The sequence below is a fragment of the Paenibacillus sp. FSL H3-0286 genome, from assembly GCF_045040705.1.
Taxonomy (GTDB): domain Bacteria; phylum Bacillota; class Bacilli; order Paenibacillales; family Paenibacillaceae; genus Paenibacillus_AQ; species Paenibacillus_AQ odorifer.
In genome coordinates this window covers 106,344-119,394 of record NZ_CP150285.1, presented here as the reverse complement: position 1 = coordinate 119,394, position 13,051 = coordinate 106,344, and the positions used below count along the sequence as shown (strand labels likewise).

Here is a 13,051-nt window from a genome sequence, read left to right as displayed (position 1 = left end):
TCACTTGTCGCATAAGGGATGTAACCGTTTTATTTATTATGCTTACCCCATTCTCTTAACTCACAATTACTGCTATAATAGTTATTAGAAACCAAAATATAATGATGTAAATGAGGGACATGGGATGAAGGATACAGGCATGATCCGGAGTTTAGACAGTCTTGGGAGAATTGTGGTTCCCGCAGAAATCCGTATGACGCGTAATATCGACATTGGTGATCCTATCGAATTTTTTGTTTTAGACGAAAAAATCATCGTCCTTAGGAAGTACACCTCGACAGAGTGTACATTTTGCAGAAGCCACGACCATGTCACCTACTATAAAGAGCAGTTTATTTGTAGCAGCTGTCTAAAAGAAATTGTCGATCCTGAACGCATGTCTCAATTGCCAGAGTCACGTGAGGATTTTGTTGTTGAGGCACCAGAGCACAACACCAGCATCCGAAAGTCGAAGACAGAGGAAATGTGCCAACGTCTGGAACAAGCTATTGAAGATCATCCCTATGCCAACCAAAAAGAACTTGCAGAAATCCTCGGGATTAGCCAAGCCAGAGTGAGTCAGCTCAAACGCAAGCTTAGCAGCACAAGCAAATCATAAATTAAAAAAGCTTCGACGCTCCTATTTCCGGAGGTCGAAGCTTTTTTTATATCGGATAACCCTTCTGGAGGCTCCTATACTATTCAGTCAGTGCAGCTTTAAGCTCATCTGAGGATGCATTCCACCATGCTTCATTATGAGAGATCAGAAGGGATTTGAGCGCCGACTTCTCAATGGCTCCAAGCCCTGCCACATCGATCTTGCGTTTAAGAGCTGCATCCAGCTTATTGACATGCTCGGCAAGAATTTTCCATCCGCGGCGCGCTTCTGTATCAATCCACATTTCACAGGCTGTGATTCCACCATAAAATTGAGCTTCCAATGTACGGTCTACCGCTACCCATACCACCCAAACCTGTCTTCCATTCGGTACATCTTCACGATTCATGGAAAATTTAATTCCTTTTTCCACCTTGCTCTTGGCATGCATGGCACCGATATCAATAACCGCCACATCACCATCAATAATGACAGGTGAAACGTTGTTGAGATCTATAGAGCCTGCTCCAAAGCCTTTATGTTTACTTTTAGCGTTCACAATATTTAAGGCAATCTGTTTCTTGCCCTCCGGTTGTATGTTGTCCACGAGTGCACACCCTTCCTCTTACGAATAATTTAATTTTAGCTAATAATGCGGCGATTGCAAACATATACATCCCGTAGATGCTTGTCACGGGAGGAATCACACTATGAAGTCACTGTCATTAAAGTACATCATCTTTGCGACCCTGGCCATCCTCGCGCTGCTGGGAGGAGGAATATGGGCCTTTTCAGGGGATAGCTCAACAGCTTCTGTTACTAGCTTTGCTTCAAAAGAGGCCAAGTCCTCCAGCGGCACAGCGCCTGCAGCCGTACCACAGCAGGTATTGCCTGAGAGCGCGCCTGTCCCGGCAGAGGAGGCTTTAAGCCAGCGGGTAGTCGAGTATCACATTGATGTCCAGCTTGTTCCTGACACAGAAACCTTAAAAGCTTCTGAGACAGTAACCTGGACACACCCCGGAGTAAAGCCAGTAAGTGATTTATATTTTCACATGTATCCAAATGCATTTGCCTCATCAGATACCACCTTTATGAAGGAATCCGGGGGGACGCTCAGAGGCGACAGCATGCCTGAGAACGGCTTCGGAAATATGACGCTGACCGATCTGCGCACGACAGAGGGAACTTCGCTAATGCAAAGAGTGCAATATGTTCAACCTGATGACGGCAATATCAACGATAAGACGCTTCTAAAGGTACATCTTCCTCAGCCTGTTAATGGTGGGGAAAGTGTAACACTTAAGCTTCAGTATGAAGTCCAGCTGCCCAAAATCTTTGCTCGCATGGGTGCTTCAGGTAACTTCGTTATGGCTGGGCAATGGTTCCCTAAGCTTAGTGTATACGAGCCTAAGGGCACACGCGGAGTTAAAGAAGAAGGCTGGGACCTGCATCAGTATCACGGGACCTCTGAGTTTTACAGTGATTTTGGCATCTTTAATGTAACGATTGCCGTTCCTTCCAACTATACGGTGGCTGCGACCGGATTTCCTGTAAAAAATGCCAAGCTCAAACAAGATCAAAAAATATATCAGTTCTACGCCGATGATGTCCACGACTTCGCTTGGGCTGCATCCCCTGATTTTACAGTAGCAGAGGAAGCTTTCTCTACGCCGGAAGTGCCTGGAGTACGAATTAAGGTGTATCTCGACCCACTGCACAAAGACTTACAAGAGCGTTACCTTCAAGCTGCCAAGGCTGCCCTGACCTACTTCAGCAAATGGTATGGCCCTTATCCCTACTCTACGCTGTCTATAATCGTCCCACCTAAGGAGGGAAACGGCGCGGGAGGAATGGAATATCCTACCCTTATTACAGCCTTTGGGGCCGCGGATTCTTCTCCAGATACCTCACTTGAAAGAACCGTCATTCATGAGATCGGCCATCAATACTTCTACGGTATGGTAGCCAGCAATGAATTCGAGGAGGCCTGGCTGGATGAAAGCTTTACTTCCTATGCCGAAGACAGACTTATGGAACAAGAATACGGTATCAAGTCTAATTTGCCTTTACAGGCCAGCCTGGTGACTATACCTGAGCCGTTAAATCTGGAAACGTGGAAATATGCAGGGGCGGATTCCTATAGCCGAAATGTTTATATCCGCGGCAAGCTTGTACTTAAAGATATCGAACGCCAGGTAGGTACCAAAGCAATGAACAGCATCATGTCCTCCTACGCTCGTAAGTTCCGTTTCCAGCATCCCGCTACGTCAGATTTTCAGAAAGTCGTTGAGAAGGTAACCAAAAAATCATGGCAGGCATATTTCAATGATTACATTTATGGTGATGGTGCGCCTGACTTCTCAGTAGATACGATTACTTTTAAAAAAAATAACAGCGGCGATGCTCAAAGCTACGAATCATTAGTGAAGATTTCAAACAAAGGGACCCATTACGTTGATGTTCCTGTGAAATTCACATTCGCCGACAGCTCTTCGGTGCAGCGGGTCTGGAACGGTGAAGGAGCAGAGACTACGTTTCAATTGTTAAGCGATAAGCCTCTTCTCTCTGCTGAGATTGACCCTGAGCATTCCATCTTATTGGAGAGCAAACATTTAAACAACTTTAGGCTGGCGGAAATAGAGCCCAAGACGCTCTCTCGCTGGACGTTAAGTGTAACTAAACTACTTGAAACCGTGCTCGGAACTCTTGTCTGGTGAGGTGAATGATTGTGAGAACATCGATAACCCGCGGCTGGCAAAGCATGAAGGAGCAATTTTATATTTTAATTCTGCTCTTCATCTACCGACTGCTCTGGGGCTACTTTATGTATGGTTTCATCCGATCTGCTATTATTCCAATTCTACTGCGCTATCCAGATAAAGACGCCGGCGGCAGCGGTATGGGCAGACTGTTGTATTATATCGAGGGACAGTTCAGCTTGAATACTGACCCTGCGATACGCACTTGGTTATGGATGCTTCTAGGACTTGTTGTCTTGCGACTTCTGCTTTCTCCTTTCATAAGGGCAGGATTGCTGCATGAGCTGCACCAGGAGCGAAAGGGCGAGCGCGGGCTGTTCTTTTTCCCCGGCATGAAGATCTATGGACTACCTGTCTTAGTCTTTAGCCTAATCGAATGGGTGCTGACCCTGCTGCCGCTTTACTGGCTTGCTCCAAAAATGTACGGGCTGTTCTTATCCTCTTTGTTTAACTACACTTTGTTACTTCATTTAGTACCATACGTATTGGCATGGCTTATATATATTTTTATCGTGCACCTGTTTCTTCTATATATGCAGTTTGGTTACACCGGCGGTACAGGAATGTTCTCCTCACTGTTCATCTGCTTGCGGTCACTGATTCCTGCTATAGGTGTTTCCATTGTACTTGGTGCGGGAGGCTTGCTCTTACTGCTAGTGTGCGGACTGACGGGTCTGTTCTGTCCCGGCCTGCCGGCACTTATAATACGGCAAATCTCACCACTACCTTCTACGCTCTTAAAAATGTGGGGAATCTCTGCACAATATCATCTATGGTGTAGCAAAGCATTTCCACAATAAATTAACCTTATTTGACATAATAAAAAGGTCCCAATTCCTGTATTCAGGAGCTGGGACTTTTTCTCATTACGGATAACTTAAGAGTATTTGCAAAATCATAAAAGCTCTGTTACAATAAGTCCTGTGCTATTAGTAACAATTTTGTAATCAATTGAAACGATTCCTACATAACTAAATGTATTTATCGTAAGTGTAACTGTCGAAACGTCATTCTCTTGGTGCTTAACACGCCTAATTCCTTTGCACCGGGAAGTGGGGGAACCATATTTTGGGTGAATTGATCTCGCTTTACAGGGATCATAGGGAATCTTCTACCGAACCCTTAAGCTAACCTCGCAGGCCTTGGAAGGAGTACATCTTTTGAAAAGACATAATTTAAGAAAAAAATGCGTCGCTGCGGCGCTAGGACTTGTAATGGCATTATCTATTGGTGGAGGAAGCGCCTTTGCCGACTCTAAGATGGACACTGTAATCTCAAAGACTATTGGAGTTGCCTATAAAACCGGAGGTACAAGCACTGCCGGATTTGATTGCTCTGGATTTACAAAATATGTATTCAAGAATGTGGGTCTTACTTTACCTCGTACATCAAAAGCTCAATATAGCGTTGGAACTGCTGTATCCAAAAGCAATCTGCGTTCTGGTGATCTAGTGTTCTTTAACACACTTGGCAATGGAGTATCCCATGTCGGCATTTATGTTGGAAACGGAAAATTCGCACAATCGTCCTCTTCGCGTGGAGTGACCATCACTTCACTCAGTCAGGCCTACTGGGCCAATCGTTATGTTGGCGCTAAAAGAGTAATGAGTACTTCAGCTTATCAAGCTGTAGCCTTCGATTGAAACCTTCCTCACAACTATAACCTCATAATTACAACTATATGAACCTGAATCTGATTATTCCCGTAATCAAATTCGGGTTTTTCTTTTTTCCATAATATATTTTTACACTAATAGAGCCCAATTGAAACATGTTTATTTGATAAAAATTGCAATTATATTAAAAATTAGGTCATTATTAACGCTTACATATGCCTTTCTACCGTAAAAATGCCAATTTTTCTGCATTAATATGTTAAAAACGATTGCCAAGCGGCTTTCTGTTTGTTACAATTAGCGCAGTGAGATTTTAGTAACATTTTTGTAATCATTAAGTTGTTATTTACAAAGGTTTTGTCATGTATTGATTACAAGCTAATCCTAATCAACAGTATGAGCCGAGTTTCCTAACTATTAGGAAAACGGGGGAACCAACTTTGGGTGAATTGACCTCCATTATATAGAGGGGTCATAGGGGACCTTCAACCGAACCCTTAAGCTAACCTCGTAGGCATTTGGAAGGGGTATACACTTTTGAAGAAGAAGTTAGCAGCAGCAGTACTAAGCTTTTCCATCATCCTCACCATCGGAGCAGGAAGCGCTTTCGCAGATTCCAAAATGGATAAAGTGATTGACAAGGCCATCGGTACTAAATACGTATCCGGCGGTATATCCACTAACGGATTTGATTGCTCCGGATTTACAATGTATGTGTTTGATAAGATTGGCATTAACCTTCCACACCAATCAGGTTCCCAATATCAAATGGGCACAGCAATCTCCCGTGATGATATAAGAGCCGGAGATCTTGTATTCTTCAATACAAGTGGCAAAGGTGTCTCCCATGTCGGCATTTATGTCGGTGAAGGTAAGTTCGCACACGCTTCTACCTCACGCGGTGTTACGATTAGCTCTCTGAGTGATAGCTACTACGTGAAACGCTACGTTGGTGCCAAGCGCATTATGAGCACAGACGCTTATCAATCGGTTGCTGCTGAATCGGAAGACAATGATGATGTGCAATAAGTAACGTACATAGGCTCTTTTCCAAGGTAACTCTTGGAGGAGAGCTTGTTTTTTTGTCTTATTACTTATTTACCCCTCTCATAATTTGTAAAACATTCCTCTCATATAAAGTTTCTGAGTCGAACCTCCCCCATTTTGTATATAATTAGTAATATAGCAATGTCCTCGTGAAAGGAGATCGTTGACTTTATGATAAATCCCTCGGTAACTTTTCATGTTGTTCCTATGGAGGCAATTCACGGAGAAGCTATTTGTAAGTGGAGCTATACGCCCCCATATAATATTTATGGCTGGATGCCGTGGGAGCAGATGCAGGCTCTTGGCATCGAGTTTGGTGATCCGCAGCTCCGGGAGGAACAATATATCTCCATATTAAATGAACAAGAGGTTTTGTGCGGATTCGCACAGTTGTTCCCGATGGAAGGAGTCGTCCGTTTAGGAGTTGGGATGCGCCCCGATCTATGCGGCCATGGTTTAGGCAAACTATTCGTAGATGCCATCGTCCAGACAGCCTTGAGTCGTTATCCTGATCGAGAGATAGATCTAGAAGTCCTGACCTGGAACCAACGCGCCATTCGAACTTATCAAAAATGTGGATTTACGATTACAGATACGTATGAACGCCGCACACCTACAGGAGACAAACCTTTTTATTGCATGGTCTATGACAAATGATATTAAATACCAGATATTTCATAAGAATGATTGTATTCTCGTTCATTTTTTTGTCACAAACCCTATGATAACGCTTCACCATAAGCTATAATGTAGGGAGCAGCTTACATAGAAGGGACGAATTGGGATGCAGAAATGGATCATGAGCGGTTTGTTTTTTGCCGCCTGTGCCTTTGCGGTAGTACTCATGTTTACACTTCCGGGTAAAGAAGAGGTAGCGGAAGAAAATAAGCCCACGATGCCGGTAGTTCAACTGGACGCAGCAAAGGCAGAAGCAACCGTGAAAGCCAGCTGTATCACCTGTCACGGCGATCAGCTTCAAGGTGGAGTTGGACCAAGTCTTCAGAATGAAGGCGGCCAGCATGACGCTGAGGAAATCTACAGCATCGTCACCAAAGGACGTGGTCAAATGCCTTCCTTTAAGGAGAAGCTAGCCCCTGAAGAGATCGCCAACGTCGCACTCTGGCTCTCAGAGAAAAAGTAACCCATCAAGCAACTAAAAACGCCCGTGTATGAGATAGGTGACTATCTATGCACGGGCGTTTATTTTATGATTTTGGCTAAACTAATGATTTTTTTCAAAGGCTTCATTAAATTCATGCGCCGCTCGAAGATCTAGAGCCGTAATCCCATCTTCTTCATTAGATTCAAGTCGCAGGGTAACAGTTTTATAATCAATCGTAATATGTGGATGATGATCGAAGGCTTCTGAAATCGTGGCTACTTCATCAACGAACGCAATGCCCTTCATATATTGGCTGAACATATATTTTCGCACCATAACATTATTATCCAGCTTCCATCCCTCCAGCTTGGTGATCTCCTCACGCAGTTCCTCTTCCGTAAATAACAATTCGTTTCCTCCCTTACAAAAAATTGCAGTAAAGTGCGCAGTTCCCTTTACATGACTTAGGCGTTAAACAAAACATCCCTTAGCTTCTGAGGTCCAAGGGATGTGCCAGGATAAAGGCGATATTTTCGATTTAATGTATTCACAAATCCCAGCGATTATAACTCGGCTTTATCAATTTTAACACGGGCTACTAACTACGGGCAAATTACGTCCAGACGTCTCCTCTGCCTAAATCAAAACCACTGAAGCCAAATCCTCTTCGCCAACTAAAATATTAATGCGATGCGTGTCCTTATCGTAAATAATTACGCCGCTCCCCACTTCAATCATAGGTTCATTACCCAGCGCGAAGAAAAGATCCTCAGCCAATGCTTCCCATACCTCCAGCTTTGATTCTTGGGGTAGTTCCTGCCACTCGTCCGGATCCATCTCAAAAAATAAATATCCATCGGAAATTCGTCCGACGGCTTCGGTCAAATCTGTTAGAATTTCACCGTAATCTCTACCATGCTTTACACCCACGTATATCACTCCGTTTTCTTCACAGATGAATAATTACTTACCTTATCCATTATAGCCGAAAAAATGACTTCACAAAAAACCGAATGATGTCGATAAATAAGAATATACGTTAATTCGGTTTCGCACAGAGTGCCCTGCCGCTGTTTCAAGGATGATATACGCGGCATTGTCGGAACACATCTTAAATCTCACGGACGAGGTGCAAAATGGAAATTTCAACAATAATTGGTTTAATTTTTGGTTTGGTTGCTGTAATCTGGGGCATGATCCTCAAGCACGCTCCACTTCATGCTTTGGCCACACCTGCTGCTTACGTTATTATCTTGGTGGGTACGGCAGCGTCTATTTTCATGGCCTTTCCTTTCAACGAGGTCAAAAAGATTCCAAGTCTGTTCAAAATGATTTTTATCAAAAAGAAATTAATCAGTAAACCCGAATTAATCACTATGTTCATGGAATGGGCTTCTATCACACGGCGTGAAGGTCTGTTGGCTCTAGAATCAAAGGTCGATGAAATAGAAGATAACTTCCTCAGGAATGGCATGCGGATGATCATTGATGGAAATGATCAGGATTTTGTCCGCGATGTCCTCATGGAGGATATCCACGCCACAGAGGATAGACATAAAGCAGGAGCGCTCATTTTCTCACAGGCAGGTATGTATGCTCCTACCCTTGGGGTGCTCGGGGCGGTTATCGGCCTCATCGCCGCTCTGGCTGATATGAGTGATATGAACAAATTGGCTGCGGCAATCGGGGCTGCCTTCATCGCCACTTTGCTTGGTATCTTTACAGGTTACGTATTATGGCATCCTATTGCTAATAAGCTGAAACGTCTCTCCAAACAAGAAATCGAAGTTCGAATGATGATGGTCGAAGGTCTTTTGTCCATACAGTCCGGTGTATCTACTATTGCCATCAATCAGAAGCTTGCTGTATTCCTAACACCTTCGCAACGCGTTAAGTTAAATGAGAAGGACGGTGGATCAGGTGAGCAAAAAGACTAGACACGAAGAGCATGAAGAACATGCCGATGAATCGTGGCTGTTACCTTATTCCGACCTCATGACTCTTCTGGTGGCTCTGTTCATCGTTATGTATTCTATGAGCGCAACGGATGCCAAGAAATTTGAAGAGATGAGTCAAGCCTTCAGTTCCGCACTTAATGGCGGTACAGGCATTCTTGAAGAGCGGGCAGCAATGCCTAGTAAAACTCAAGAAGATCTGGGGAAAAATGATAAGATGGGTAGCTCTACTTCCAAGAAAGCTGAAGAAGCAGAAATGGCAAAGCTACGACAAAAGGAACAAGAGGATTTAGAGAAGCTTAAGAAACAATTCGATCAATATATTAAGAGCAACGGTCTAACTGATCTGCTCAGTACGAAGCTTAATCAATCTCAGCTAATGATTACGATCAGTGATAACGCATTGTTCGCCTCTGGCCAAGCCATTGTTAAGGATGATTCGCGGCAATTAGCTAAATCCATCTCAACGATGCTGCAGCAATTCCCGGATTATGATGTAGTAGTGCAAGGGCACACCGACGATATTCCGATTTCCAATAGCAACTATTCATCCAACTGGGATCTGAGTGCGGATCGGGCACTTCAGTTCATGAAGATTTTGCTGCAGAACACAAATCTAAATCCGCGCAAATTTAGTGCGATTGGATACGGCGAGTATCATCCTATTTCGGATAATGACACAGCTACCGGCCGAAGCAAGAATCGCCGGGTAGAGGTTTCCATTATTCGCAAATATCAAGAATCCAAAGAGTTTACAGGGATTGTTCCCTCTGCTGAATAAGTAATTTCGTAAGGTAATAAAAAGAGCTGTCCAAAGGTCTTAGACCCCGGACAGCTCTTTTTTTGTTGCGAGTACTACATTCTATATGGACCTGTAACATTGTAATAACATTCCTACAGTAACTCGTAGTTCAGCGTAGCTCCAAGCTCTTTCTTCTCATCAGCAGACAGCTCCCGCCATTCTCCCGTTTGCAATGCCCCCAGGCGAATATTCATAATCCGAATGCGTTGCAGCTTTCGCACCTCATAGCCAAAAGCGCTGCACATACGACGAATCTGGCGATTTTTGCCCTCTGTCAAAATAATACGGAAGACACGCTCCGTAATACGCGTGACCTCACAGGGCAGCGTCTTCTCACCTAATATTTTCACACCGCTCGACATGCCGGTAATAAATGAAGGCGTAATGGGTCTGTCCACGGTAACCACATATTCTTTTTCATGCCGGCCTTCCGCCCGCAAAATTTTATTAACGATATCACCATCATTAGTAAGCAAGATTAATCCTTCCGAATCCTTATCGAGACGACCAATCGGGAATATACGCTCATGATGACCTACAAAATCGACAATATTCCCCTTGATATGCTGTTCTGTGGTTGATGTAATCCCAACCGGCTTGTTTAGAGCAATGTAGACCGTCTGGCTTGAGGTTTCAAGCGCTATACCATCTATTCGCACATCATCGCCCGGAACAGCCTGACTGCCCAGCACAGCAGGCTCTCCGTTGATCGTAACTCTGCCGGCATCCACAAGCTTGTCTGCTTCTCGGCGTGAACAGTATCCTGTCTCACTGATGAATTTATTAATTCTCACGTTGTTCTTCACTCCGTTCATCCTTAATGTTAAGCCAAGGTGTAACCCCTCCAGCTGCAGGCAGCTTAATCATAACGGTTGTCCCCCGGCCAACTTCACTTTGTATTTCCAAATGACCCTTATGAGCCTGAATAATACGCTGGCTAATCATTAACCCAAGCCCAGTCCCCGATTCCTTATTCGTGAAGAACGGTTCACCCAGCTTAGGCAGCACGTCCTCTGGAATCCCTTCACCCTGATCTTTGATTACAATAAAGACGCAATCCACAGAGTTCCACAGTTCCATTGAAATGACGCCACCCTCAGGCATAGCCTCAATTGCATTTTTAACAATATTAATAAATACCTGCTTCAGCTGGTTCTCTTCACAATGTACAGTAGCAGGTTGTTCAGAGAATTTCGTACTAAATTGAATATCATGTAGATGAGCCTGACTATCCAATAGAGAAACTACATCACCTAATATGTAGCGAAGATCTTTCTCCTGAAAATGAACGGCTTGCGGCTTAGCCAGGATTAAAAATTCACTGACGATAAGATTAATCCGCTCCAGCTCGGATAACATCAGCTCTACATGAAGCGGAACCAAGAGCTCCTTCTCCTGTTGAAGCTGTAGAAATCCTTTTAACGTGGTAAGAGGGTTACGAATCTCATGAGCTACTCCTGCGGCCAATTGGCCGACTGTAGTTAGTTTCTCAGAGCGTCTAAGCAGCTCCTCCATTCGATTGCGTTCCGTCATATCACGAGAAACGTGAATAAAGGAATGGGGATAACCCTCTTCATCTCGAATTATCGAGGTACTAACGCTAACTTCAACTAATGATCCGTCCCGTTTAAGTCTCACTGTCTCGATCGGCGGCAGAACTGCACCATTTCTTAACGCGTCAAGCCGCTCTTCCTCTTGCTTAAGCGCTGTCGCGGGTACAAGATATGGCATATTGCCTATCACTTCTGTTGCACTCCATCCGTACAGCTCCTCAAAGGCTCTGTTAGTGCTAGTGATTCGTCCCTCCATATCCAACGTATGAATCGCATCCGACGTACCGTTAATTACGGATTCCAAATGCTCCTTAACCGCCCGGTTCTCTTCCAGCGTCTGCTTAAGACGATTGGTGCGTTGCATAAGATGAGAAGTCATAGCGTTAATCCGCAAGGCTAATTGACCTAACTCATCACGAGAGGTTACCTTTAATGGAGGTTCGAACTTACCTCGCGCTACGTCATTGACTTTGGCAAGTATAGCCTGAATTGGACGAGTAATAAAACCTGAAAGTATGTAACTACATAGCAAAAATAATGCCAGCAATAACAGAGACGTAGTCAAATAATTGGCTAATTGTTCATGAACTACGGATGAAATCACAGAATAATCCAAAACTACACCGATTACGTAAGGCTCCATTTTAGGATTCTGAATAGGAATGAAGCTTTTGAGCACTCTTTTCCCATGTACCTTCGTCTCCAGTGTAACTGGCTTCTGCTTCTGCTGAGCTAATAGAATAGCTGCTTTATCTTGCTCCACATTACCATAAGTATAGGTACCGAACTTAATTGGGCGGTTGCCAAGTTTCTTTTTAAATGCATCGCTTCCATCACCCGCCATACTTGCTAAACCAAATGTTGTTGGATTAAATCCTGTAAGCTCTAAAATCCCTGGATTAACTTCTTTGGTTCGCTCTACAATTTGATCGGGGTTGGTGATTTCGATATATTCACTTGCCGCAGTATTGAGAATAACAGGATTAATGATGTAGTTGCTTGCTTCATCATGATAATAACCCCACTTCTCAATGAAATCGGGATTGTAGGTTGAATATTCAAATGGGCCTGACCAAAAATGATCCAATGACTGACCTTGCCCCACAGTGACTTCCTGATTATCAAATAACTCCAAAAGGGCAAGGTACCAGTACCCCCAACCTTGAGTGGACATTCCAATATCAATCGGATTTGATGCCCTTGTCACCACGATATCATTATCAGTCTTTACCAGAATTGAAATATTAGACACGCCCAACTTGGAAGTTAGGGCCTTAAGTTGAGCGTTGGTTATATTCTTATAATCCGGACCCAATTCCTTAGAGGCAAAGATGGCAGCCATTCTTAAGTTATGCGCAATTTGATATTCTACATAGTTAGAGCTATAGTTACTTTGTTCTACAGAAACAGCCATTTGCATAGCGGTGATCTGCATATTATTTGCGTTTTCATTTCTTAGATTATTCTGAGCGGCATAAAGGTTAAATGTCAGATTCAATGCTAAAATTAGCAGTACCGCTCCAAAAATAATAGCAGATAGTTTTGTCTTTATGGACAAACTGTTATTCACCTCTTATCCACTGGTAAATCCTTGCGGAGCCTATAATAAACATCATACCTTTTGCCCCCTCATTTGAAAA

14 protein-coding genes and 2 riboswitches are annotated in these 13,051 nt (G+C 43.7%); of the genes, 9 read left to right on the top strand and 5 right to left on the bottom strand.

The features are described 5' to 3' along the window. Window positions 1–124 precede the first annotated feature (124 nt). Window positions 125–598, top strand: coding sequence for an AbrB/MazE/SpoVT family DNA-binding domain-containing protein (locus tag MHB37_RS00565; RefSeq protein ID WP_038568063.1), 474 nt, complete (start codon window positions 125–127; stop codon window positions 596–598). 79 nt (window positions 599–677) lie between these two features. Here the strand turns inward: MHB37_RS00565 and MHB37_RS00560 are convergent, their stop codons facing one another. Continuing rightward, on the bottom strand, window positions 678–1,184 hold the full coding sequence (locus MHB37_RS00560) for a YwhD family protein (RefSeq protein ID WP_036679953.1): 507 nt from the start codon (window positions 1,182–1,184) through the stop codon (window positions 678–680). Between the two features lie 103 nt (window positions 1,185–1,287). On the opposite strand from MHB37_RS00560, the gene MHB37_RS00555 reads away from it, so the two are divergent. The 6 genes from MHB37_RS00555 to MHB37_RS00530 all read left to right on the top strand — a co-directional run bounded on the left by MHB37_RS00555 (window position 1,288) and on the right by MHB37_RS00530 (window position 7,140). Beyond that, window positions 1,288–3,294, top strand: a complete 2,007-nt coding sequence (locus tag MHB37_RS00555) for a M1 family metallopeptidase (RefSeq protein ID WP_076309190.1) — start codon at window positions 1,288–1,290, stop codon at window positions 3,292–3,294. Between the two features lie 11 nt (window positions 3,295–3,305). After that, complete coding sequence (locus tag MHB37_RS00550) at window positions 3,306–4,136, top strand: hypothetical protein (RefSeq protein ID WP_405168841.1); 831 nt, start codon at window positions 3,306–3,308, stop codon at window positions 4,134–4,136. A 218-nt stretch (window positions 4,137–4,354) separates the two neighbouring features. Further along, a riboswitch (cyclic di-AMP (ydaO/yuaA leader) is annotated at window positions 4,355–4,493 on the top strand. Between the two features lie 57 nt (window positions 4,494–4,550). Beyond that, window positions 4,551–4,979: a C40 family peptidase gene (locus tag MHB37_RS00545; RefSeq protein ID WP_076130394.1), complete on the top strand. Its 429-nt coding sequence runs from the start codon at window positions 4,551–4,553 to the stop codon at window positions 4,977–4,979. Window positions 4,980–5,341: 362 nt separating this feature from the next. Beyond that, window positions 5,342–5,484, top strand: a riboswitch (cyclic di-AMP (ydaO/yuaA leader). A 5-nt stretch (window positions 5,485–5,489) separates the two neighbouring features. Continuing rightward, window positions 5,490–5,981, top strand: coding sequence for a C40 family peptidase (locus tag MHB37_RS00540; protein ID WP_036679958.1), 492 nt, complete (start codon window positions 5,490–5,492; stop codon window positions 5,979–5,981). A gap of 189 nt (window positions 5,982–6,170) precedes the next feature. Then, a complete protein-coding gene (locus tag MHB37_RS00535; protein WP_076280416.1) occupies window positions 6,171–6,656 on the top strand; it encodes a GNAT family N-acetyltransferase in 486 nt (161 codons plus the stop codon). A 127-nt stretch (window positions 6,657–6,783) separates the two neighbouring features. After that, window positions 6,784–7,140, top strand: a complete 357-nt coding sequence (locus tag MHB37_RS00530) for a cytochrome c (protein WP_036679962.1) — start codon at window positions 6,784–6,786, stop codon at window positions 7,138–7,140. Between the two features lie 81 nt (window positions 7,141–7,221). Here MHB37_RS00530 and MHB37_RS00525 read toward each other — a convergent pair whose 3' ends face one another. Both MHB37_RS00525 and MHB37_RS00520 read right to left on the bottom strand, forming a co-directional pair. Continuing rightward, the gene (locus MHB37_RS00525) at window positions 7,222–7,509 is read right to left on the bottom strand and encodes a 4a-hydroxytetrahydrobiopterin dehydratase (RefSeq protein ID WP_076130383.1); all 288 of its coding nucleotides are present in this window, start codon (window positions 7,507–7,509) and stop codon (window positions 7,222–7,224) included. A 228-nt stretch (window positions 7,510–7,737) separates the two neighbouring features. Next, a complete protein-coding gene (locus MHB37_RS00520) occupies window positions 7,738–8,031 on the bottom strand; it encodes a hypothetical protein (RefSeq protein WP_036679966.1) in 294 nt (97 codons plus the stop codon). Window positions 8,032–8,237: 206 nt separating this feature from the next. Between MHB37_RS00520 and motA the strand changes: the two genes are divergently transcribed. After that, a complete protein-coding gene (gene motA / locus MHB37_RS00515; protein WP_036679967.1) occupies window positions 8,238–9,038 on the top strand; it encodes a flagellar motor stator protein MotA in 801 nt (266 codons plus the stop codon). After that, window positions 9,022–9,837 (top strand): flagellar motor protein MotB, encoded by an 816-nt coding sequence (gene motB, locus MHB37_RS00510; RefSeq protein WP_076130384.1) that lies wholly within the window; start codon window positions 9,022–9,024, stop codon window positions 9,835–9,837. Before motA ends, motB begins: the two co-directional genes overlap by 17 nt. A gap of 113 nt (window positions 9,838–9,950) precedes the next feature. On the opposite strand, the gene rluF is transcribed toward motB, so the two are convergent. Then, the gene (rluF, locus tag MHB37_RS00505; protein WP_036679985.1) at window positions 9,951–10,652 is read right to left on the bottom strand and encodes a 23S rRNA pseudouridine(2604) synthase RluF; all 702 of its coding nucleotides are present in this window, start codon (window positions 10,650–10,652) and stop codon (window positions 9,951–9,953) included. Further along, window positions 10,642–12,969 (bottom strand): sensor histidine kinase, encoded by a 2,328-nt coding sequence (locus tag MHB37_RS00500; RefSeq protein ID WP_076309189.1) that lies wholly within the window; start codon window positions 12,967–12,969, stop codon window positions 10,642–10,644. The genes rluF and MHB37_RS00500 overlap by 11 nt, the downstream gene beginning before the upstream one ends. Window positions 12,970–13,051: the final 82 nt, after the last annotated feature.